The sequence below is a fragment of the Sulfitobacter undariae genome, from assembly GCF_014196805.1.
GTDB classification, from domain to species: Bacteria; Pseudomonadota; Alphaproteobacteria; order Rhodobacterales; family Rhodobacteraceae; genus Sulfitobacter; species Sulfitobacter undariae.
Window position 1 is genome coordinate 24,559 of the sequence record NZ_JACIEI010000012.1, and the last position, 22,952, is coordinate 47,510.

The 22,952-nt window shown below is 54.7% G+C and carries 24 protein-coding genes and 1 tRNA gene; 20 read left to right on the top strand and 5 right to left on the bottom strand.

What is annotated here, in order from left to right:
• Positions 1-48 precede the first annotated feature (48 nt).
• A tRNA-Thr gene (locus tag GGR95_RS14055) sits at positions 49-123 on the bottom strand.
• A gap of 97 nt (positions 124-220) precedes the next feature.
• Between GGR95_RS14055 and GGR95_RS14060 the strand changes: the two genes are divergently transcribed.
• The 8 genes from GGR95_RS14060 (at position 221) to GGR95_RS14095 (ending at position 5,851) form a co-directional block, all read left to right on the top strand.
• The gene (locus GGR95_RS14060) at positions 221-418 is read left to right on the top strand and encodes a hypothetical protein (RefSeq protein WP_184566923.1); all 198 of its coding nucleotides are present in this window, start codon (positions 221-223) and stop codon (positions 416-418) included.
• 3 nt (positions 419-421) lie between these two features.
• A complete protein-coding gene (murA, locus tag GGR95_RS14065) occupies positions 422-1,693 on the top strand; it encodes a UDP-N-acetylglucosamine 1-carboxyvinyltransferase (protein ID WP_184566926.1) in 1,272 nt (423 codons plus the stop codon).
• Positions 1,690-2,160: a DUF2948 family protein gene (locus tag GGR95_RS14070; protein ID WP_184566928.1), complete on the top strand. Its 471-nt coding sequence runs from the start codon at positions 1,690-1,692 to the stop codon at positions 2,158-2,160. The genes murA and GGR95_RS14070 overlap by 4 nt, the downstream gene beginning before the upstream one ends.
• Positions 2,161-2,304: 144 nt before the next feature.
• Positions 2,305-3,606 (top strand): histidinol dehydrogenase, encoded by a 1,302-nt coding sequence (hisD, locus tag GGR95_RS14075; RefSeq protein ID WP_184566930.1) that lies wholly within the window; start codon positions 2,305-2,307, stop codon positions 3,604-3,606.
• A 92-nt stretch (positions 3,607-3,698) separates the two neighbouring features.
• Positions 3,699-4,178 (top strand): UPF0262 family protein, encoded by a 480-nt coding sequence (locus tag GGR95_RS14080; RefSeq protein ID WP_184566932.1) that lies wholly within the window; start codon positions 3,699-3,701, stop codon positions 4,176-4,178.
• A 1-nt stretch (position 4,179) separates the two neighbouring features.
• The gene (locus GGR95_RS14085) at positions 4,180-4,644 is read left to right on the top strand and encodes an arsenate reductase/protein-tyrosine-phosphatase family protein (protein ID WP_184566933.1); all 465 of its coding nucleotides are present in this window, start codon (positions 4,180-4,182) and stop codon (positions 4,642-4,644) included.
• Positions 4,645-4,882: 238 nt separating this feature from the next.
• Positions 4,883-5,428: a hypothetical protein gene (locus tag GGR95_RS14090; RefSeq protein ID WP_184566935.1), complete on the top strand. Its 546-nt coding sequence runs from the start codon at positions 4,883-4,885 to the stop codon at positions 5,426-5,428.
• Between the two features lie 222 nt (positions 5,429-5,650).
• On the top strand, positions 5,651-5,851 hold the full coding sequence (locus tag GGR95_RS14095; RefSeq protein WP_184566937.1) for a hypothetical protein: 201 nt from the start codon (positions 5,651-5,653) through the stop codon (positions 5,849-5,851).
• 11 nt (positions 5,852-5,862) lie between these two features.
• Here GGR95_RS14095 and GGR95_RS14100 read toward each other — a convergent pair whose 3' ends face one another.
• From GGR95_RS14100 to GGR95_RS14110, 3 genes are all read right to left on the bottom strand, one after another.
• The gene (locus tag GGR95_RS14100; RefSeq protein WP_184566939.1) at positions 5,863-6,405 is read right to left on the bottom strand and encodes an NUDIX domain-containing protein; all 543 of its coding nucleotides are present in this window, start codon (positions 6,403-6,405) and stop codon (positions 5,863-5,865) included.
• Between the two features lie 225 nt (positions 6,406-6,630).
• Positions 6,631-6,993: a hypothetical protein gene (locus GGR95_RS14105; protein WP_184566941.1), complete on the bottom strand. Its 363-nt coding sequence runs from the start codon at positions 6,991-6,993 to the stop codon at positions 6,631-6,633.
• Between the two features lie 168 nt (positions 6,994-7,161).
• Positions 7,162-8,244, bottom strand: coding sequence for a porin (locus GGR95_RS14110; protein ID WP_184566943.1), 1,083 nt, complete (start codon positions 8,242-8,244; stop codon positions 7,162-7,164).
• Positions 8,245-8,495: 251 nt separating this feature from the next.
• Between GGR95_RS14110 and lepA the strand changes: the two genes are divergently transcribed.
• The 11 genes from lepA to GGR95_RS14165 all read left to right on the top strand — a co-directional run bounded on the left by lepA (position 8,496) and on the right by GGR95_RS14165 (position 21,011).
• The gene (gene lepA / locus GGR95_RS14115; RefSeq protein WP_184566945.1) at positions 8,496-10,295 is read left to right on the top strand and encodes a translation elongation factor 4; all 1,800 of its coding nucleotides are present in this window, start codon (positions 8,496-8,498) and stop codon (positions 10,293-10,295) included.
• 201 nt (positions 10,296-10,496) lie between these two features.
• A complete protein-coding gene (locus GGR95_RS14120; protein WP_184566947.1) occupies positions 10,497-11,033 on the top strand; it encodes a hypothetical protein in 537 nt (178 codons plus the stop codon).
• A 193-nt stretch (positions 11,034-11,226) separates the two neighbouring features.
• Positions 11,227-11,724 carry an alkylphosphonate utilization protein gene (locus GGR95_RS14125; protein WP_184566950.1) on the top strand — a complete coding sequence of 166 codons (498 nt, stop codon included), beginning with the start codon at positions 11,227-11,229 and terminating at the stop codon, positions 11,722-11,724.
• Between the two features lie 174 nt (positions 11,725-11,898).
• Positions 11,899-12,684 (top strand): MBL fold metallo-hydrolase, encoded by a 786-nt coding sequence (locus GGR95_RS14130; RefSeq protein WP_184566952.1) that lies wholly within the window; start codon positions 11,899-11,901, stop codon positions 12,682-12,684.
• A gap of 352 nt (positions 12,685-13,036) precedes the next feature.
• Positions 13,037-13,810, top strand: coding sequence for an IclR family transcriptional regulator (locus GGR95_RS14135; protein ID WP_184566954.1), 774 nt, complete (start codon positions 13,037-13,039; stop codon positions 13,808-13,810).
• A gap of 17 nt (positions 13,811-13,827) precedes the next feature.
• A complete protein-coding gene (locus tag GGR95_RS14140) occupies positions 13,828-15,924 on the top strand; it encodes a 3-hydroxyacyl-CoA dehydrogenase NAD-binding domain-containing protein (RefSeq protein WP_184566956.1) in 2,097 nt (698 codons plus the stop codon).
• 41 nt (positions 15,925-15,965) lie between these two features.
• A complete protein-coding gene (locus GGR95_RS14145) occupies positions 15,966-17,165 on the top strand; it encodes an acyl-CoA dehydrogenase family protein (protein ID WP_184566958.1) in 1,200 nt (399 codons plus the stop codon).
• A gap of 5 nt (positions 17,166-17,170) precedes the next feature.
• Positions 17,171-18,304 (top strand): acyl-CoA dehydrogenase family protein, encoded by a 1,134-nt coding sequence (locus GGR95_RS14150; RefSeq protein ID WP_184566960.1) that lies wholly within the window; start codon positions 17,171-17,173, stop codon positions 18,302-18,304.
• Positions 18,285-18,716: a PaaI family thioesterase gene (locus tag GGR95_RS14155; protein WP_246423395.1), complete on the top strand. Its 432-nt coding sequence runs from the start codon at positions 18,285-18,287 to the stop codon at positions 18,714-18,716. The genes GGR95_RS14150 and GGR95_RS14155 overlap by 20 nt, the downstream gene beginning before the upstream one ends.
• Before the next feature lie 15 nt (positions 18,717-18,731).
• On the top strand, positions 18,732-19,502 hold the full coding sequence (locus GGR95_RS14160; RefSeq protein ID WP_184566962.1) for an oxepin-CoA hydrolase, alternative type: 771 nt from the start codon (positions 18,732-18,734) through the stop codon (positions 19,500-19,502).
• Positions 19,503-19,517: 15 nt separating this feature from the next.
• Positions 19,518-21,011 (top strand): class I adenylate-forming enzyme family protein, encoded by a 1,494-nt coding sequence (locus tag GGR95_RS14165; RefSeq protein ID WP_184566964.1) that lies wholly within the window; start codon positions 19,518-19,520, stop codon positions 21,009-21,011.
• Between the two features lie 39 nt (positions 21,012-21,050).
• On the opposite strand, the gene rpe is transcribed toward GGR95_RS14165, so the two are convergent.
• Complete coding sequence (rpe, locus tag GGR95_RS14170; protein WP_184566966.1) at positions 21,051-21,740, bottom strand: ribulose-phosphate 3-epimerase; 690 nt, start codon at positions 21,738-21,740, stop codon at positions 21,051-21,053.
• 160 nt (positions 21,741-21,900) lie between these two features.
• Between rpe and GGR95_RS14175 the strand changes: the two genes are divergently transcribed.
• On the top strand, positions 21,901-22,923 hold the full coding sequence (locus GGR95_RS14175) for an ABC transporter substrate-binding protein (RefSeq protein WP_184566968.1): 1,023 nt from the start codon (positions 21,901-21,903) through the stop codon (positions 22,921-22,923).
• Positions 22,924-22,952: the final 29 nt, after the last annotated feature.

Genomic DNA, 22,952 nt, shown 5'->3' on the forward strand with positions numbered 1-22,952 from the left:
CGGCGGGCTGTGCCCCATGCAATAAGGAGTGGTGTCTGGGGGGTATCATGGTGCTGTTGGGGAGGATTGAACTCCCGACCTCGTCATTACCAATGACGCGCTCTACCACTGAGCTACAACAGCGCCGATAGCGCGCTGATTAGCGCCTATTGCGTCCCCATGCAACCCAAATTCTGCGCCTAATCTAGACCCCGCTTAACTGCTGGGTTAGACAGACGCCATGGCAGATAATCAACACCCTCAAAAACCAGCCCAAACGCCCAAGGCAGAAGAAGCTGCGCGTAAGCAGGCAAGGCTCTCGCAAGCGCTCAAAGCCAACATGGCAAGGCGCAAAGGGCAGGCGCGTGCGCGCGCCGCCGATGCAGAAGAGGGTGCACACACAGGTAAAGCGCAAATAGCGCAACAAAAGGATTCCTAACGCATGGACGCAATTTTAGTACGCGGCGGTGGCCCGCTGAGTGGCTCAATTCCTATCGCGGGGGCAAAAAACGCCTGCCTTCCCTTGATGCCTGCAACCTTACTGAGTGAAGAACCGCTGACATTGACCAACGCGCCGCGGCTGAGTGATATTCGCACGATGACGCAGCTTTTGCAGTCTTTGGGCGCGGAAATCACTACCTTGCAAGAGGGGCGTGTGATCTCCATGTCGTGTCACGGTGCAATCAACACCCGTGCGGAATATGACATTGTACGCAAGATGCGCGCTTCCAATCTGGTGCTTGGCCCGCTTTTGGCGCGTGAAGGCTATGCCGAGGTATCCCTGCCGGGGGGCTGTGCGATTGGTGCACGCCCGATGGATATTCACACGGATGGTCTGGCGAAGATGGGGGCCGAAATTGATCTGCGTGACGGATATCTCTATGCTAAAGCAGCCGGTGGTCGCCTCAAAGGTGCAGTGATTGATTTCCCTTTCGCGTCTGTGGGTGCCACGGAAAACATCATGCTGGCGGCGACTTTGGCCAAAGGCACTACTGTTATCAATAACGCCGCTCGCGAACCAGAGATTGTTGATCTTGCCGATTGCCTGCGCAGCATGGGTGCGCAGATTGACGGGGACGGGACATCCACAGTGACAATTCAAGGTGTTGACCGCCTTGGTGCGGCAACCCACCCTGTTGTCGCAGACCGTATTGAATTGGGCACCTATATGCTGGCCCCCGCGATCTGTGGCGGCGAGATTGAGTTGCTGGGCGGGCGGATCGACCTGATCGGCGCTTTTTGTGAAAAGCTGGATTTGGCAGGCATCGAAGTGACCGAGACGGATAAAGGTCTTAAGGTCAAACGCCGCGGTGATCGTATTAAGGCCGTGGATGTCACGACTGAGCCCTTTCCGGGCTTCCCGACCGATCTACAGGCGCAGATGATGGCGTTGCTGTGCACGGCGGAAGGCACCTCAACACTTGAAGAAAACATCTTTGAAAATCGGTTTATGCATGCGCCCGAGTTGATCCGCATGGGAGCCAAAGTTGATGTACATGGCGGTAAGGCGGTCGTCACAGGTGTAGAGAAACTCAAAGGTGCGCAGGTGATGGCAACCGATTTGCGGGCGTCGATCTCGTTGATCCTTGCTGGTATGGCCGCTGAGGGCGAAACAAAAGTGAGCCGCGTCTACCATCTTGACCGTGGATATGAGCATGTTGTCGCAAAGCTGCGCGGTGTAGGCGCCAATATTGAACGGATTAAAGACGAATGAGTAATGATGCACGTTTTGAAGACGGCGGCGAAACACCGTTAAACCTTGGTGCGTTAGATGGGGATGATCTGTCGGTTCTTTCTTCGCTGGCGCAAGACGCAGTTTTTCCCGCTTCGGAAATGAGTTGGCACAAGCGTGACGGGCGATTTGCCTTGTTGCTTAACCGCATGCGTTGGGAAGACGAAGGCGCGGATCGTCATGCGCCCGAACGTGTGCAATCTGTGCTGATGTTTGCAAATGTGCAGAGCGTCTCTTCGCAAGGTGTGGAAAAAGGCGATGCGGATACCGTTCTGTCCTTGCTTCATATCGGCTTCGAGGAAACGGATGCCCCGTCTGGGAACGTTATCCTGACATTGGCGGGGGATGGTGCAATTCGCCTGAACGTGGAGGCGCTTGATGTGACACTCAAAGACGTCACACGCCCCTATGTAGCGCCGTCTAAAAAGCGCCCCAGCCATCCCGATTGATACCCTCGTAGAAAGTAAGCGTCAGCATGGAAGTGCTGGCGCATGCTTGCTGCGCCTGCCGGACATCCATGTCTATACTGTCCAGCCGCCAGCGCCCCAATAGTCTTTTTTTCTACCTGATGGCCAACACAGGAGCCTTCTTTTATGCCCGTATTCCTTGACGCTACCTCCGCCGATTTCGAAGTCGAATTCACCAAGCTTTTGAATGCCAAGCGCGAAGATAGCCCCGATGTGGATGCGGTGGTGGCTGACATTATTGCGGATGTGCGTGCGCGCGGCGATCAGGCGGTGATAGACCTGACTGCCAAGTTTGACCGTCTTACTCTCACGGCTGACACATTGCGGATCACTGATGATGAAATCGCGGCAGCTATTGCCCAAGTCAGCACAGAAGACAGAACCGCACTGGAACTGGCCGCCGCCCGCATTCGCGCCTACCACGCACGGCAGCTTCCTCAGGATGAGCAATGGACAGACGAAGCAGGGGCGACACTTGGTTGGCGCTGGGGGGCGGTGTCTGCTGCGGGGCTTTATGTACCGGGTGGATTGGCCAGCTATCCCAGTTCTGTTTTGATGAATGCGATTCCAGCCAAGGTTGCAGGGGTAGGGCGCTTGGCCATGGTTGTGCCTACGCCTGACGGCGTCCTGAACCCGCTGGTTCTGCTGGCTGCACAGATCTCTGGTGTGGATGAGGTCTACCGCATTGGTGGCGCACAGGCGGTGGCGGCTTTGGCCTATGGAACGGATACAATTGCGCCCGTCGATAAAATCACAGGTCCGGGCAATGCCTTTGTTGCCGCTGCTAAACGTCGTGTGTTTGGCAAGGTCGGCATTGATATGATCGCCGGCCCGTCCGAGATATTGGTGGTCGCGGATGGCGATAATGATCCTGAATGGATTGCGCTCGATTTGCTGTCACAGGCTGAACATGACGAAAGCGCCCAGTCGTTGTTGATCACCACCGATGCTGCTTTTGGGCAGGCCGTGGCCGATGCTGTGGAAAAACAACTGGAAACATTGCAACGTGCACATATCGCTGGCCCGTCGTGGCGCGATTTCGGGGCAATCATCACTGTGCCTGATCTTGCGACTGCGGCGGCTCTTACGGACCGTATTGCGCCCGAGCATCTTGAGCTTTGCGTGGGTGATCCCGAGGCGCTGAGCAAGAACATCTCCCACGCGGGGGCGATATTCTTGGGGCAGTGGACGCCCGAAGCCATCGGTGATTATGTCGGCGGTCCGAACCATGTTCTGCCTACGGCCCGCTCCGCGCGGTTCTCGTCTGGGCTATCTGTTCTCGATTTCATGAAGCGTACGACCATTGCGCGTATGACACCTGAGGCCCTTCGTGCGATTGGCCCTGCCGCAGAACGCCTTGCCACCTCGGAGAGCCTTGAGGCGCATGGGCTGTCAGTCACGGCACGTCTCAAGAAACTGAACGACTAAGCTCTTCTCTGCGCCTGATCGCCTGCGCATTGCCTCGCGCTTTGTGCTGGCGTATCCTTTTTTAGAAACCTGACAATAGAAGGATGCGCCCCATGTCCCGCATCAGCCATATCAACCTTGATGACGCAGGCCTGCCGCCGCCGACAGCCGAGATCGAGCAAGAGCGCCACGTCGCGATGTTTGACCTGTTGGAAGACAATTCATTTGTTTTACCGGCCCGCGACGACCGCGCTGTCCCAATTGGCCCGTATCACTTGGGCCTCTCTATCCGCGACAAGCGGTTGGTGTTTGATGTGGCGACAGAAGCAGGTGAAAAAGCCGCTGAATTCCATCTGTCGCTGGGACCATTCCGGCAGGTGGTCAAAGACTACTTCCAGATTTGCGAATCCTATTTTGACGCTGTGAAAAAACTGCCCCCCGCCCAGATCGAGACAATTGATATGGCGCGGCGCGGTATTCACATGGAAGGCAGCCGCGTGCTGCAAGAACGCCTGGAGGGCAAAGCCGAGATCGACATCGATACGGCTCGCCGCCTGTTTACTCTCATTTGTGTTCTACATTTCGGGGGCTGAGGTGACGCAAGAGCTGCCACAATCAGTTTTGTTTTGTTGCGATCACAACGCCGTTCGCTCGCCGATGGCGGAAGGGTTGATGAAAAAACTCTACGGGATGGAGGTTTATGTTCAATCCGTAGGGGTCAAAAATGACCTTGAGATTGACGGCTTTTCTATCGCCGTCTGTCAGGAAATGGGGGTTGAGTTGTCGCGCCACCGGTCGCGCAGCTTTGATGAAATGCAAGAATGGGGCGATGATCTGAGTTCTTTTGATCTGGTGATCGCCCTCTCCCCTGCGTCTCAGCGTAGAGCACTGGAACTGACGCGGTATTTCCATCTGGATGTAGAATACTGGCCCATCCTAGACCCCACCGGATTGGGCGAGGGGCGCGAGGCCAAGCTGGCGCAATTTCGTGCCGCGCGTGATCAGATCGTCACCCGTTTGCACGGTCGCTTTGGCCAGCCCACGCAAGCTGATGTCTAAAAGCTGGCGTTCGCGTGGAATGTCGCACATCTTTGGCTCGATACGGCTGATGTTCTAAGCCCAGTTTAGTAGTGGCGTCACGCATTTTTGACCCGAACAGGACGTTGGGTGGGGGCAAGGACCGATGTGCGGACAAAGCTGCCATTCGCGTTTAGATGCTCAAGGTCTGCTTTCGATCTTGATGCGAGAGAACCTTTTTGCATAACTTAATCCAGAAACGCACATCAATGAGAGACGAATGCAACAAGGCGACAAAGACTCAGCGAAGCATGTCTATTTGGACATTTGGAACCCCTTCGTTGCGTGGAACGTGTCTAGGGGTGGTTTTGCTTCTGCTGATGTTTTGCTCACGAATAGAGGCTTCTCCGAAACCAGCATTCCACTATCCCCTTGGTCAGAAGCTCTTTTTAGAGCAGGAAATGAATCGAAACTGGTAGTCGAGTTTAAACTCGAAGTTATGCGCAGAGAGCACTTTCCGAAAGAGGTTTCGCGCCTATCAGGCATTCTCCTGTTTGCTTGCATTGAAGACGTGGCCGCCCTTTGGAAAACGAAAGGATGGGGCGCTCACTTTGAAGATAAAAATCTCGCGGATGTCGGCGTTCAAGCCACTGCCACAAGCAAGTTGGACGCAAACTGGATGTCGATGCTCGTCTGTCGCGACGGTACGCTCGCAAGTGATTGGCAAGCAAAAGCGCGGGCTTACTGGAATGGTGAAAGTGCCCTCAACAGCACACCGATTTGGGAGACAATACCCGCAAGCAGAGACGGCTTGGTCATATTCTGAGATGGCTTTCGATCTCGAAAGTCTCGATGGTATCGTTGCACCAGTTGCTGTTTTGAAGGGGGGTGATCTTGAGATTGAATGCCGTTTCCGCTTTGTTGATGGAGCGAATAGGCATTTTCGCCAAAAACTTTCCCGAGGGGGTAATAGGCCAATCTGGCAGAAGCTATAAATTCGCAGAAGACCGTAAATTTTCGTTTCCTCAAATCACAAATACTGTCAGTCTTGAGCCTTCATACCGCGTTGATCCAGCAGAACTCATGCGCAGTGCTGGGCTGCTTTAAGTTGAGTCGGGATGACAAAATTAAGTTCAACGCTATTTCCAAGCGAAGGAAGATTGCCCCGCTCTTTCTTGCAGAAGCGGCCATTGGGGCTAAGAGCAGCATCCGTCAAATTGAGCTCTTCACCGACCTTCGCTACAAATGAACGAACGGCAGCTATTCGCTTTCAGAGATATTTAGCAATCCGAGAGCTGCGATCGTTGGCGCGTCCTTAATTTGACCGGTGCAAATTAAATCGGCTACTTCTTTAGGGCTGAACGATGCCGTAAGCATGTCTTGCTCCTCATGACCTCGAGCAGCCTCTCCTTGCACCAGTTTATCAGCTAAGAAGACATGGAAGCCTTGGTTTGAAAATCCGTAGGCTTCGAACAGATGACCCAGCTTTTGAAGAGATTCGGCACGAAATCCAGTCTCTTCTTCCAGCTCGCCCAAAGCAACTATCTCAGGGTTTGATCCGGGTCTTGTCTCCCATGAGCCTTGTGGAAACTCCCAATAGCGGTTTGCGACTGGATACCGAAATTGCTGCACAAGCTGATAGCGACCATCATGATGTCGGGGGATGATCAGCACAAAGTCTTCTTTGTCCACTATCCCATAAATGCCTTCGGACCCATCGGGGAACCGCACATCGTCTTCATGAACTTTCATCCACCGATTTTCGTAAACTGTGCGCCGACCAATTCGCTTAATATCGCCCATTAAAACGCTCCCTGAAATTCACGGTTTTCTCGAAGCTGACTTTGGCTGCGTTGCATAAACTATGCAAGAAACCCTCGTTCCTGCCGTTCGTTGCAATCTGCGCGAAGGCCCAGTTTTCATTTCTGGGTCAGTTTGTGGCGTGACGGTCAAAACCATCTATCGTTCGACGGTTAACCTCTCTGGCGGGGGCCGCCAAAGAGGAAGTGTTGTGTACTTTGAGGGGTGTCAGAGGCTTGAGCAGCTGCGCTCGGCATTCTGTCCAAAGGCTTTCCAAACGCTCCAGAAATCATTGTCGCCTGTGCGGTCCGACTGGCGCCAGTCCTGAAGCTTGTGCGGGTCTTTGAATACTTTAACGCCGCGGCGCTGTTCAGCGGAGGACAAGCTTTGATCCGCAACAGCTTGAATGCAGCCACATCGCTGTGCATTTGCGGCTTTGCGGCCTTGCGCCATACAGGCGCGTTGCAGCGGACCTGTTGCAAACAACTGTGTGGGCGTAAACGCACCACGTGTCGTATAGTTGCTGGCTTTGCCGCCACCACAGGCGGCCAATGTCGATAGCGCAAGCAGCGCCAGAACTGTGGTTTTCATGTCTTCTGCCTTTGTCTCATTGCCGCAAGCGGGGTTTTCCCCTTTGGATGCAGCGTTATTTGCTCTGGACAGAGTATGACGAAGAACCCGCCATTTTTCAATTCACAAAAAATTGGCCGCTGCGCGTGTGTTCGCAGCGGCCTGTTTTTGGCAACGTCTTGTTTTGTATCAGAACTTAAAGCGTGCGCCTACAAATGCCACGTCGACACCTTGGGTTGCTGCACTGGCTGTGTCAAAATCATAGGTACGGTATACACCGTATATTTCCAGATTCTGGGCATCCAGTTTTTGAACCACAGCAATGGAAAGGGATTCTGAGTCGCTGCCCAGAGAATCAAAGTCTTCACCGCTGTAATAATCCAAGGACAGGCTGGTGCTGCCGTAAGGCAGCCAATCACGCTGAATACCTGCTTTTGCATAGACGTAAGATGCGTCGCTTTCACGCGCACGGCCTGCTGCCACTGCAAGGTTGATGCCTGTGGGGTTGTGCATGATTGCGGCAGAGCCGAGTGTGTAGGCTTCTGCGCTGTCACGGATCGAGTGACCAAGGCTGGCGCCGAATTTGTAGTCGCCATAGGTGCGGGCATATTTGACTGCGAAATCATAGTATTCGTTGTCATTGCCGCTGGAAATTACTTCTTGCCCTGCCGAAAGCGCGATGCCGAAACCTTGGTAAGTTGGGGTGTCATACCGCACGCGGAAACGGCGGCTGCCGTCAAATGCCGAGAATGCATCACCAATAGCGACGCCCGAATCTGTGCCGTCGGCCAGCAGCAAGCTCTGCGATCCTGCCAGATCCGAGATGCCAGAATAGGCTGCAACACCCGTGCCGGAGAAGTCTGTTTCAGCAGAACCATCTGTTGCGGTTGAGCCTTGACCGAAGGAGAATGTACCGATGGTGGCTGTTTTGTAGACGATTTCCAGCTTGCGCAATTCGTTGCGACGGTATTCGGCATCAAAGCTGTCGTCTGTGCCGTTAAGGCTGCTCGAGCCTGTCAGGCCAATCGCGGTTTCAAAGTTGAGGCGGAATTCACCGCCGTTTGCCAGCCCTTGGGTAAAGCTGACGCCGACCCGTGAGTTGGAGTTGTCATTGTCGGTCAGAGTTGTGTTGCGGTCTTCGCCATTGTCGACGCTGATCACACCAAGGTTCAGTTGTCCGTAAAAATCCCAAACAGGATCAATGTCTTGAGCCGCAGCAAAAGTCGGAGCGGCAAGAAGCGCAGGCAGCGCAAAGCGTGTAATATTTTTCATGAGTTTCTCTGGTGTAGGAGTTCGTTAACCGGATTTCTACCTCCGGTTATTCACGGACTACGCTTTATGAGGCAGAGTTAAACCCTAGGGTTGTACACAAAATTGTGAGGCGGGGGCGTTACAGGGCCTATGTTGCTGCAAGCCCGTATAAGTGGTGAAAAATGTCGCTGATCAGTAAAGGCTGATTTGAAAGCGCGCGGGCTGCATCATCCACCTTGACCGCCCCTTAAATCCACACCATATCCTCATATATGACACCACTTTCACACATCCGCAATTTCTCCATCGTCGCTCACATTGACCATGGCAAATCCACCCTCGCTGATCGTCTCATCCAAGAGACGAAGACGGTCGCTGTGCGCGATATGAAAGCGCAGATGCTGGACAGCATGGACATCGAGCGCGAGCGCGGAATTACGATCAAAGCACAGACAGTGCGGATCAACTATCAGGCGCTCAATGGTGAGGAATATGTCCTCAACTTGATCGACACCCCCGGTCACGTCGATTTTGCCTATGAAGTCTCCCGCTCGATGCGTGCGGTTGAGGGGTCATTGTTGGTGGTGGACAGCACGCAGGGCGTTGAGGCGCAGACGCTTGCCAACGTTTACCATGCTCTGGATGCAGATCATGAGATCGTGCCCGTCCTGAACAAGATTGACCTGCCTGCGACAGACTGTGACCGTGTTGCGGAACAGATCGAAGACGTGATCGGCATTGACGCCTCTCAGGCGATCCGCGTGTCTGCCAAGACGGGCGAAGGCATTGTTGAGACACTGGAAGCCGTGGTGCATAGGCTACCAGCGCCGACAGGCACATTGGATGCGCCGCTAAAAGCAATGCTGGTTGATTCATGGTACGACAGCTATCTGGGCGTGATCGTTCTGGTGCGGATCATGGATGGCCAGTTGAAAAAGGGCGACCGCATCACGATGATGCAAAACGGCTCTATTCACCACGTAGACCGCATCGGTGTTTTCCGCCCCGCGATGACAGAGATAGACGTGCTGGGACCCGGCGAAATCGGGTTCCTCACCGCGTCGATCAAGCAGGTGCGTGATACCCGTGTGGGGGATACGATCACCCATGATAAAAAAGGCTGTGAAACTGCGCTGCCGGGCTTTAAGCCATCGCAGCCTGTGGTTTTCTGTGGCCTGTTCCCCGTTGATGCAGCGCTGTTCGAAGACCTGCGCGATAGCATCGAAAAACTGGCGTTGAACGACGCGAGCTTTAGCTATGAGATGGAAACATCCGCTGCACTTGGCTTTGGTTTCCGCTGTGGCTTTCTTGGTCTGCTGCACCTCGAAGTGATCCGTGACCGGATCGAGCGTGAATACGATATTGATCTGATCACTACAGCGCCGAGCGTTATCTATAATATCCACATGAAAGACGGGACGATGCAGCAATTGCACAACCCCGCTGACATGCCTGATCTGACCTTTGTCGAGCATCTTGAGGAGCCACGGATCAAGGCGACAATCCTTGTGCCTGATGAATACCTCGGTGACGTACTTAAGCTTTGCCAAGACCGTCGCGGTATCCAGATGGATCTGACCTATGCCGGTTCGCGTGCGATGGTTGTCTATGACCTGCCGTTGAACGAGGTTGTGTTTGATTTTTACGACCGTCTGAAATCAGTGACCAAAGGCTATGCATCGTTTGACTATCAGATGATCGGCTACCGAGAAGACGCGCTGGTCAAGATGTCCATCCTTGTCAACGATGAACCCGTCGATGCCTTGTCCACCATGGTTCACCGCGACCGCGCCGAAATGCGGGGCCGCGCCATGGTTGAAAAGCTCAAAGACCTGATCCCGCGCCACATGTTCAAAATCCCGATCCAAGCGGCAATTGGCGGCAAGGTAATTGCACGCGAAACTTTGAGCGCCATGCGCAAAGACGTGACGGCCAAATGTTATGGTGGTGACGCCTCGCGTAAGCGCAAGCTGCTGGACAAGCAGAAAGCGGGTAAGAAGAAGATGCGCCAATTCGGGTCAGTGAACATCCCGCAAGAAGCGTTTATCTCTGCGCTGAAGATGGACGGGTGACCCTTTAATCGGCTGTGGGGTGGGTGAAACCCACGCGTAAGAAACATCCGGTGCTGGCGTAAAGCGAAAACGGAACACGTTGAGTGGCAAAAAGACAAACCGACCATAGAGCAATACCGTGAACGGTTAGAGCGGGAGTTTTATCGACTGATAAGTGATCTATCATTTTGTTATGAGCTGCTGGGCCGTAAAGAACTTCTGATGCCAGACGTCGATGTTAGTCGTGCAGAAGTTCAATCAATTTATATCGTTTTTAAATCCTGCGAAGAGTGTGCGATTTCTGCGACTGCAAGGCTCTGGGACATGAATTCTGATGTAGTTTCACTTCCAAATGTTGAGAAGTTGATAGCGGAACTCTGGAAAGTTAATCCCGATTTACAAACAGGGTTTCTGGAAGAGTGGCAGGCGAGAAATAAATCAGCATCAAACTCAGCGACCCAACCTAAACTGCTTATTCTGCGGGATGAAGAATTTGGGCACAATTTAATCGACTCCGGCAAGCGGAGAAAATCGGATGAGTTGGTAAACTTGGGTCCAGTCGGTAAACGTAGATTCGGTGTTAAAAATGGTGATGTATTGGCCTTCTGTAAGGAAACCGCGCTTTTGCTCTTTCAGACGATCGCCCCATTTTCGGAGCACCCAGCACTAGTTGGAAACTACGAAACTCGTTTTGAACTAAAATTTAATGCGTATCGAAAACTTCACTCTGGTTTGCTTGATTTGTTGTACCGCGCGTAAGCCGGCCTGCTTTCATCGCGCGATGAACTGTTGAATACGGCCAATCTTCCGCGTCATCGACCAATCCATGTTTCACTGGATTCCAAGGGCAATAATCCACATACATGGGACGATATCTGCTCATCCACAAATTGTGGCGCGGCTTGGTTAACAAATAGTTGCGTGCGGGTTTTACCCCCCCTACACCAACCCTATGATATGTCCCCTCTGCACAACAGATGCCCCGCTTATAACAACCGCTGTTTCTGGCGGTCCTGCTGACGCTTCCATCGAAATCTGCGCGGCCTGCGCGGATGCTGGTACGCCGCCGGATCATTTCCGTCCTATCGCTTCAACAATGTGGACCGAAGACCCTGCCTTGCAGGTCTATGCGGCGCGCACGCTTAAACGTCTCGATACCGACTGGTCCCGTGATTTGCTGGAGCAGCTTTACCTTGACGAGGAAACCCAAGCTTGGGCCGATAACGTTGCAGCGCAGACCAACCACAAAGACAGCAATGGCGTGGCATTAGCTAATGGCGACACGGTTGTGTTGATCAAAGACCTCAACGTCAAAGGCGGGGGATTTACTGCCAAACGTGGCACGGCTGTACACCGGATATCCCTTGTTGCGGATAATGATGCGCATATCGAGGGCCGTGTTGAGGGCCAGCGCATTGTGATCCTGACCGAGTTTGTGAAAAAACGCTGATATTACGATTTGCCCAAGGAGGGCGGCGCTCTCCTTGGCAATAAAGCGCCTTACTGACGTGCAGATTTTCAAATCCCTGTGACGCAAGCTTGTGATTGCTGCCAAAAAAACTTGATACTTCCTTCCTTTGCCTTAGCTATTTGCAAGTAAAATTGTCATGCCAAGGAGATTTACATGTCAGAATTCGCCACGCCCTCGCGCCGTCGCTTTATGCTCACCACTGCCGCCGCCGTTGGTGCGGTTACAATCCTGCCGTTTGCCGCCCGCGCTGATGATCATGTTGGCGATGTTTTCGAGACGCCATCAGGACCAATCACGATCACACCCGTTGCACATGCTTCGTTTGTAGCGCTGACCCCTGTAGGGGTGATTTATGTCGATCCAGTGGATGGCGCTGATAAATATGGCGCGTTTCCTGCGCCGGATTTGGTTTTGATCACGCATGAGCACGGCGATCACTATAATCAGGAAACGCTGGATGGTATTGTGGTTGAAGGTACGCAAATCATCGCCAACCCTGCCGTCTTTGCCATGTTGCCCGAGGCAATGCAGGCCAATGCCAGCGCTGTAGAGAATGGTGGCGCTGCCTTGTTTAATGATCTCAGCATCGATGCGATCCCTGCCTATAACACGACAAAAGACCGCCTGAAGTTCCACCCACAGGGGCGTGACAATGGCTATGTTCTTAACTTCGAGGGTTTCCGGATGTATATTTCGGGTGACACCGAAGACACGCCGGAAATGCGCGCCTTGGTGAATATTGATCTGGCATTTGTTTGCATGAACCTGCCGTTCACAATGGATGCAAATGCGGCGGCTTCCGCTGTTGCGGACTTCAAGCCGACGTATGTGTACCCCTATCACTACCGCGGCCGCGATAATGGTACGCAAGACCCAGCAGAGTTCGCCAAAATGGTTGGCACTGGGATTCAGGTGAAAATGGGCGGCTGGTATAGCTGACCTCCGCTAGACTAACAGATTTGTCGGGTGGGTGATCTGCCTGCCCGGCAAATGTAAGAGGCTCTGCCTCTGCTGGGCCCCTGCGCTTTTCCAAACATTGTGAGACGATCCTTGGTAAGAGGAACAGCGCGGCGAGTAGGGCCGGCGGTAACTTCTGCTTGCGCGTGTCCGCGACTCAATTTAGGTATCTTGTGACGAAAGTGAAACGCGATTTCGCTTGGTGGAACAAATGTCCTTGGGAGGGGTGTCATGTGTTTTCGAAATATCTCTGACCGTAAGAAGTTATGCGCCGCATGAATGTTGCAGGGGCAGATTGGGCCACAAATAGCCTTGCGGCTGTGGCTGTCTTTTGATGGATGCCAGCGCGGATCGTAAGTTTGCCAATACTTTGGCGCGGGGATTGGGCGTTTTGCGTGCCTTTCATGCCAGCGACAATGGGCTAACACATGCCCAGATCGCCGAACGGACAGGGCTACCCAAGCCGACAATTTCGCGTTTGACCTATACTTTGTGTGAGCTTGGGTATCTCTCTCATGGCGGTCGCAATGATCGTTTCCGTTTAGGGCCTGCGGCGATTGTTCTGGGGTCTGTTGCGCAAGTTGCCGTCGGTTTTGTTGATCGTGTCAGTGATGACATGCAGCGGTTGGCCGATGAGACTGGCACATTGGCGCTAATCTCGGTGCGTGATGGTGACAGAATGATGTTGGTGCGCACGTGGCGTCCTGTTTCGGCCTCCACTATTTGGCTGGAGCCGGGGCACCGTATTCCGCTTCACGGGTCTTCCTCAGGGATGGCGTTTCTAGCCGCGCTGGATAGCGAGCGCTTTGATGCGCTGGAGCCAAGTGACGACATGGCCGAATTCCGACAAGAGGGTTACGATCAATTGGTTGCGCACGGTTTCGCGATTGCGCCTGAGGCGACGCGTTATTCGGGTACAGTGAACGCCGTGAGCGTTCCGTATTTTTCAGATGAATTCGGTGAATGCGTGGCCTTTACCTGTGGCGCCACACCCGCCGATTTACCCCGAGCACGTATGCAAAACGAAGTTGGCCCAGCTTTACACAGACTTGTACAAGCACTCGAACACCGCACCGGACGCATGCCCGCGTTGAGCCGTCGTGGATAATTTTAAGGAGAGACCTGATGTCTAACCCCGTATCATATAATGCCCACGGTCCAGTTGCCGTTTTGCGCATTCAAAACCCGCCAGTGAATGCGCTGTCACAGGCTGTGCGCCAAGGGCTGAGTGAAGCGATGGACCGTGCCGAGGCGGATGCGGACATCAAGGCTGTTGTGATCGTGGGCGATGGGAGGGCTTTCATCGCAGGGGCTGACATTACGGAATTCGGTAAACCCCCGATGGAGCCGAACCTGCCCGACCTATGCAGCCGCATTGAAGCATCGCCGCTGTTGGTTATCGCCTCTATGCACGGTGTGTCATTGGGAGGCGGGCTAGAGGTCGCGCTGAGCGCACATTACCGCATCGCGCAACCCGATGCGCGTGTTGGCCTGCCCGAAGTACATCTTGGCTTGTTGCCGGGGGCGGGCGGTACGCAGCGCCTGCCGCGTCTGACAGGGGCGGCAAAAGGGATTGAGATTATGACCTCGGGCGGGCAGGTAAAAGCCGCTGCCGCCCTTGAGATGGGGATCATTGATAAAATCGAAACAGGTGACCCTCAGGAGGTCGGGTTGGCTTATGCCACGGAATTGGTGAATTCAGCCGCGCCGCGCCGCGCCGTTTCTGAATTGGCAGGCCCTGAGGCGATGGATTGGGATGCGGCCTATTCAGGTGCGGTCAGCAAGGCGCGTGGACAAAACAGCCCCGGCGCCATTGTACGCGCAGTTCAGGCGGCCTCCGAACTTCCTTTTGCGCAGGGATTGGCGCGCGAGCGAGCGCTGTTCACCGAGCTGCTGCAAGGCGACCAAAGCAAAGGCATGATCCACGCCTTCTTTAATGAGCGCGCTGTGAGTAACCTGCCTGAGCTGAAAGGTGTCACGCCACGCGCATTGAATGCCATTGGTGTGATTGGCGGCGGGACAATGGGCGCTGGTATTGCGACTGCTGCCCTGTTGGCCAAAATGCAGGTAGTGCTGATCGAAACAGGCGAAGCCCAAGCCAGCGCAGCGCGGGGCCGCATTGAAGGCAACCTGCAAGGCGCATTAAAGCGCGGCAAAATCAGTCAGGAGCAATATGACGCCCTGACCCAAGATGCGTTGGTTGTTGCCATAGATTACGCCAGCCTAAGTGATGTTGATCTGGTGATTGAAGCCGTGTTCGAGAACATGGATGTGAAGAAAGAAGTCTTTGGCAAGCTGGATGCAGTTTGCAAACAGGGGGCGATTTTGGCGTCCAACACTTCCTATCTGGATGTGGACGAGATCGCCGCCGCCACGTCGCGCCGCTCAGATGTGATCGGCTTGCACTTTTTCTCGCCTGCGCATGTGATGAAGCTGCTCGAAATTGTTGTGGCAGATAAAACCGCGCTGGATGTTGTCGCGACGAGTTTTGCCTTGGGTAAGGCGTTTGGCAAAATATCGGTTCGTGCGGGCGTTTGTGACGGGTTCATTGGCAACCGTATTCTGGCTGTTTACCGCACGGCGGCGGATCACATGGTGCTGGATGGCGCGTCGCCCTACCAGATTGACCGCGCATTGACGGACTTTGGTTTTGCCATGGGCCCATTTGCCGTGGCTGACCTTGCAGGTCTTGATATCGGTTGGATGACTCGCAAACGCAAAGCGCCTGATCGCCATGCTGACGAACGTGTGCCCACCTATATCGATAAACTTTGCGAAGAAGGGCATTTTGGGCAGAAAACCGGCGAGGGTTACTACCTTTATGAAAAGGGCCAACGCGCCTCTGTACCGAACCCGAAAATTCCTGCGCTGATCGCCGCCGAACAGGCTGATTTGAGAATTACGCCACGTGATTTCAGCGATGAAGAGATTGTCAGGCGCTACATGTGTGCGATGGTGAATGAAGCTGCGAAAGTGGTGGAAGAGGGCATCGCCCGCCGCCCCGCTGACGTGGATATGGTGCTGCTGTTTGGCTATGGCTTCCCGCGCTATCGTGGCGGGCCTTTGAAATGGGCTGACTTGCAGGGCTTGGATACGGTGCTGGCTGATATTGAGCGATATGCGCAGGAGGACGCATGGTTCTGGAAACCTGCTACATTGCTCAAAACACTGGTGGCTGATGGCCGTAATTTTGATGATTTGAACCGTGCCGCAGGTAAATAACGCTGCTGCGCAACCGACCGAATATTGAGGAGGAACACAATATGGACCTGAGTTATTCTGATGAAGACAAGACATTTCGCGACGAAGTCCGCGCGTTTATGCAAGAAAAAGTCACTCCTGAACTGCGCGACAAAGTGCGCGGCATGGGTGAGCTGACAAAAGACGACATGGAAGGCTGGCACGCGACGTTGAACGCACGCGGCTGGCTGGCCCCGAACTGGCCCAAGAAATTTGGCGGTGCCGAATGGAACGCCGTTCAAAAGCACATTTTTGATGAAGAAGCCGAAGCCGCCTCTGCCCCGCGCATTGTGCCATTTGGCCTGAGCATGTTGGCTCCTGTGTTGCAGAAATTCGGCAGCCAAGAGCAGAATGATTACTGGCTGCCACGTTTGCTCAAGGGCGAAGACTGGTGGTGTCAGGGGTATTCCGAACCGGGTGCTGGCTCCGATCTGGCGTCTTTGAAAACAAGCGCTGTCAAAAACGAAGCGGGCACGCATTACATCGTCAACGGTCAAAAAACGTGGACGACACTGGGTCAGCACGCCAACATGATCTTCTGTCTGGTGCGGACAGACAAAGACGTGAAGCAACAAGAGGGCATTTCCTTCTTGCTGATCGACATGGCCACACCGGGCATCGAAGTGCGCCCGATCATCCTGCTGGATGGCACACCAGAGGTGAACGAAGTCTGGTTCACAGATGTTGAAGTCCCTGTTGAAAACCTTGTCGGGGAAGAGAACAAAGGCTGGACCTACGCCAAGTATCTGCTGACTCATGAGCGCACAAACATTGCAGGCGTTGGCGCATCTCAGGCTGGTCTGGCTTCGGTAAAACGTCTTGCGCGTTCCGAGATGTCGAATGGCAAGCCGCTGATCGAAAACCCGCACTTTTTGGCACGTATCGCACAAGTTGAGATTGACCTGATGGCCATGGCGACCACCAACATGCGTATCGTTTCCAAAGCGGCAGCAGGCCAAGCACCGGGCGTTGAATCGTCCATGCTCAAGGTCAAAGGCACGATCATCCGTCAGGAAATCAACGATCTGGCACGCCGGGCCGCGGGCGTCTACGCGATGCCGTTTGCATCTGAAGCAGTTGAAGGCGCGAATGAAGCACTGCCTGATCCGTTGGGCGCTGGGCCAGTCGCAGCTAAATATTTCAACAACAGAAAATTGTCGATCTTCGGCGGATCAAACGAGATCCAGCGCGGGATTATCGCAAAAGTAACGATGGGGAGCTAAGGCACATGAACTTTGATCTGACAGAAGAGCGGCAAATGCTGCAAGACACGCTCCGCCGTTTTCTACGCGAGCGTTATGACACCGCAACCCGCAACAAGATTTTGGAAAGCGACACAGGCCTGTCCACCGAGATTTGGGCCGAATTGGCCGAACTGGGTGTGATCGGCGCGTTGTTCACAGAAGAGCAGGGCGGCTTTGGCGGCAAGGGCTTTGACATCTCAGTTGTGTTTGAAGAACTGGGCCGCGCAGGCGTTGTTGAGCCCTTCCTCGATACGGCTGTCCTTGCTGGCGGTTTGATCGCTGATCTGGGCAACGACGACCAGCAAGCGCATGTGGAAGAAATCATCGGTGGCAGCCTGCAATTGGCCTTTGCGCACGGTGAGCCGACCAGCCGCTATGACCTGACCCGTGTTGGCACAACTGCAACCGAAAAGGGTGGCGATATCATCCTCAATGGCCGCAAAGCTGTGGTTGTGAATGCTGAAGCCGCTGACATGCTGGTTGTTTCTGCCCGCGAAAGCGGTGGAGAAGGGGACGCGGATGGTATTTCGCTGTTCCTGGTACCCAAAGACGCCAAAGGTCTTACAGTTCAAGGCTATGCCTTGCTGGCTGGTGGCCGTGCCGCCGAAGTCACGTTGGACGATGTGGCGGTTCCTGCCTCTGCGCGTCTGGGCGAAGCTGGCAAAGCATCACCTGCCATTGAGGCACGTGTTGCGGCCGCAAATGTGGCCCAAACCGCCGAGACATTGGGCGCGATGGAAACGGCCTGCGCATTGACCAAAGAATACCTTGGTACACGCAAGCAGTTTGGCCGCCCGATTGGCACGTTCCAAGCTTTGGCGCATCGCTATTCCGATCTGCTGATCGAGATGGAGCAGGCGCGCTCTGCCGTGATCCTGATTGCGGGCAATCTGGAAGCCGACCGTGGCACGCGTGAGCGTTACGTTTCAGCCACCAAAAACCTGATTGGCCGCGTAGGCCGTTTGGTGGGTGAAGAAGCGATCCAGTTGCACGGTGGTATCGCCATGACGCAAGAATACGAACTGGCCCATATCGCCAAGCGTATCATCATGGCCGATCACCGCTTTGGTGATGTTGATTTCCATCTGGAGCGTTTCATTGCCCTCGCAGCAGCCTGAAGAAGAAGCCGGTCTCATTCGTAATGAGACCGGCACACAACGTCTTGTCGGATATGTGGTGGATGTGCGCGACCCTGCGCATGCCCGCTGCTATCTGGATGTCACTGAAGATCACTTGAACCGCCACGGCGTATTGCATGGCGGGATTGCGGTGACCCTGTTGGATAATTCCTGTGGCACTACAGGGTCGCTGAGCGTTGATCCAACGGGCAAGGCACCGTTTTTGACCGTTTCTATGAATACCAATTTTCTGGGTGCGGGACGTCCGGGGCGGGTCACTGCCACGGGAACGATTAAGGGAGGAGGGCGCAGTTTGTTGTTTATCGAAGCTGAATTGCGCCATGAGGACGGCACATTGATTGCCACAACATCGGGCGTGTTCAAACGCGTCCCAGTGGAAAAACTGACTTAACGGGAGAAGACCGAGATGAGCGCACGGCTTGAGGATGCAGGCGATCGCCTGATTATTTGGAACGGAAACACAGAAAAGCGCGGCGCACTTTCGCCTGAGCTTTATGACTGCATTATGCAGGCCTGCGAAATGGCGCAGGAGCGCCGTATCCGGTCAATCATCCTTACATCAGAGGGGCCGTTTTTTTGTGCGGGGGGCGATCTAACTGTCCTCATCTCACGTCAGGGAATGCCTGAGGATCAGCGCCGCGCTGGTATTGAGGGGCTGCACGATGTCATTCGCGCCATTCGCGCTTGCCCTGTGCCGTTTATCGCCGCCGTTGAAGGGGGCGCTGCTGGTGCAGGCCTGAGCTTTGCGCTGGTCTGTGATATCATCGTGGCTGCAAAAGGCGCAAAGTTTGTCGCAGCTTATGTCAAAGCGGGTCTGGTGCCTGATGGCGGTCTGACAGCGCATCTGTCGCGTGCTTTGCCGCGCCAGTTGTCGATGGAAATGTGCATGTTGGCGCAGCCTGTTCTGGCTGACCGGATGCACGCTTTGGGTGTGGTCAATACCCTGACGGAAGTGGGCGGTGCAATGGATGTTGCCCGCGCCTATGCGGATCGCTTTGCTGCAGGTCCACGCGATGCGCAGGCCGCAATTCGCAAGATGGTTGCCGCAGCGTATGACGCGAGCGAGGCCGAGCAGTTGGACCATGAACGCGATGCAATGGGCTATGCCACAGGCGCACCCGAAGCGGCCGAAGGCATCGCCGCATTTTTAGAAAAACGCAGCCCGAACTACGGGTAAGAAGGAATACATCATATGAAACGGGTCGAAGATTTATTGAAAGACCGCGTTGCCGCAGCGCCTGACAGTACGGCTGTCAGCGACTCCAGCGGTGCGCGTTGGAGCTTTGCCGAGCTGGACAGCGCCAGCGACGATCTGGCGGACTGCCTGCGGGATGCGGGTGTGCAGCCCAATGACCGCGTGTTGCTGTTGGTTGAAAACTGCGCCGCTGCTGTCGCGGCATTGCATGCAAGCTGGAAGGTCGGCGCGGTGGTTATTCCGTTCAACGCCCGCCAGACCGAAGCGGAAGTTGCGCGTGTGGTGAAACATGCAACCCCTGCCGTTGTTTTGATGACGGCGCATGTCTCGGCTGATGCGGCGGCCCACGGAACGCGGATGGGCGCAAAAGAGATCACTGGCGCTTTCGGCTCGCTTTTGCTGGCCAAAGGCACATCTGATCCAGACCCGATTTTGCATGATGTTGCGGTGCTGCTCTATACCACGGGCACCACGGGCGATCCAAAAGGCGTGATGCTGACACATAGTGGCATTCGCTTTGGGGCTGCTGCCTCCAGCGACATTCGCAAAATGAGCCCCGAAGATATCGTTTACGGTGCGCTGCCGATCAGCCATGTTTTCGGCCTTATTTCGGTGCTTACAGCGGCTTGCCACGCGGGCACACATGTTCTCATTGAGCCACGGTTTACTGCACAAAAGCTGTATGATGCGGCGATGAACGGCGTGACGATTATTCCCGCTGTGCCTCAAATGCATGCGCTGGTGATGCAATACACCAAAGAGCAAGGCATGGAGAAACTGAATTCACCGACCTTGCGCTATGTCTCTTCGGGCGGTGCGCCTCTGGACCCTGCGTGGAAACGTAAGGCGGAGGCGTTTTATGAATTGCCGCTGCAAAACGGGTTTGGCATGACCGAAACCAGTTCGGGCGCGTCAGGGACGATGAACACTATCGGGTCCCCCGATGTTTCCGTAGGTCCGCTCACCCCCGATACAGAAGCGCGGATTGACGTTGATGCAACGGGCGGTAACGGCGTGGACGAAGGCGAAGTGCTGGTGCGTGGTCCGCATGTGATGAAGGGCTATTACCGCAACGAGGCCGAGACGGCCAAAGCGCTCGATGCGGATGGTTGGCTGCATACAGGTGATCTGGGCAAGATCGATGATGAAGGGCGTCTGTATATTCTGGGCCGCTCGAAAGAGTTGATCATTCATGGCGGTTTCAACGTCTATCCGCCTGAAGTCGAGGCGGCGCTGAATGACCATCCACAGGTGATCCAATCCGCCGTGGTCGGGCGCACCAAGGAGGGCGATGAGGAAGTGCTGGCTTTTGTGCAAGTCTCTGACAACGACAGGCCAACAGTTGAGGAATTGCGTGCGTTTATCAAAGAACGCCTGACAGGGTACAAACGGCCCAAGCACATCGTCCTGACCACGGCCTTGCCCGCCGCACCAACGGGCAAGTTGCTCAAGCATAAGATGATTGCGACCTTTGCGGATGAACTCCCCTAAGGCCGCGCGATCTTAATTTCCTTTCGGGCGCGCGTCGGTTTAGACGTAGACGCCCGAAACGGCTTGGCGAATGGCGCGGATGTTTTCGCCATAAGGCGCAGGATTGCTGACCGAACCACCTTTGAATACGGCAGAACCTGCCACCAGCACATCCGCGCCTGCGCCGGCAACGATGGGCGCGGTTTTCGGATCAACGCCGCCGTCTATTTCGATGTGAATGGGGCGGTCACCGATCATGTCGCGCAATGTTTTGACCTTGGCGCTCATGTCGATGAATTTTTGCCCGCCAAAACCGGGGTTCACTGTCATTACACAGACAAGATCGGTGAGGTCCAGTAAATGCGCTACCGCTTCGGCTGGGGTGCCGGGGTTCAGGGCAACACCTGCTTTGGCACCTGTGGCGCGGATCGCTTGCAGCGTGCGGTGGATATGCGGCGTGGCTTCGACGTGGGCGGTGATGAAATCGGCACCCGCATTGGCGAAGTCCTCAATATAGGCATCCACAGGTGCGATCATCAAATGCACGTCCATCACGCCTTTGATATGCGGGCGGATCGCAGCACAGGTGGCGGCACCGAAGGTGATGTTAGGCACAAAATGCCCGTCCATGACATCCACGTGAATCCAATCTGCGCCTTGGGCCTCAACGGCGGCACATTCTGCGCCAAAATTGGCAAAGTCGGCGGCAAGGATAGACGGGGCGATTTTGAGCGAACGGTCGAAGGACATGGGCAGCAGCCTTTGATAAGTGGGGTTGTGTCCCAGATAACCACTGCGTGCAGATGAGGCAATCGGTGGTGTGTAAATATATCGGGGCAGCGGTGCTGCTCGCTTGACTCTTCAAAGCGGCTAAGCGCACTCTTGCGCCAGATTTTTGGGAGGATTTATCATGACAATTTTGACACGTCGCCAGACACTTGGCGGATTGGCCGCATCAGCTGCGGCTTTGGGGTTGGCGGCACCAGCAATCGCGCAGGGGCGCAAGATTGTATTGGGCGCGCTTAGCTTTACCAGCCACGCAGGCACCTTTGTTGCTGTTGAAAACGATTATTTCAAACAGGCAGGTATGGACGTTGAACTGCGTTTCTTCCAAGCTGCCCAGCCTATGGCGGTTGCCATTGCTTCGGGTGATGTGGATTACGCGGTTACCTCGATTTCCGGTGGGCTTGTGTCGCTGGCCGACAAGGGCGCGATTAAGGTTATCGGCGGCGCATTGCAAGAAGAGCCGGGTATTGACGGGCAAAAGTTCCTTGCCTCGGACGCCGCGTTTAAGGCGGGTATCACGGCACCAAGCATGCTGGACGGTAAATCCTACGGCATCAGCACGGCGGGATCGTCCTTCCACTATATGGGCGCGAAAATGGCTGCCGCCGAAGGCATCACGCTGCAATTCAAACCGCTGCAAAAGGTAGGCGCGATCATTGGTGCGCTGAAGACAGGCCAGATTGATGCATGGTCCATCGTACCGCATATCGCCAAGCCTTTGGCAGGGTCTGGCGCGGTTCATATTATCGGTGACGTGTCGACCTATTTGCCTGATTACCAAGTCACAACTCTTTTCACCTCGGCCAAAAACGCAAGCGATGAAAAGCAGATGACACAGGATTATTTGGCCGCCTATTCCAAAGGTGCCGCGGATTATAACGCCGCCATGATTGAGCGCACAGGCGGCGATGCAGGCGAAGCGGCGATGGTCGAATTGCTGCATAAATACGTCTACACTGATCGTCCGCTGGAAAAAGCTGCGCCCTCGATCATCAACGGCACTATGCGCCTTAATGAAGGGGCAAAGATGAACGTCGCCTCTGTGCGTGACCAGTTGGAGTGGTTCCAGTCCGAGGATCTGGTGGGCAAAGACATCCCGCTGGATGCGCTGATTGACACCTCTTTTGTAGAGACCAGCGGTGCCTGATAAAGGCACATGAATACGAAGGGTCGGGC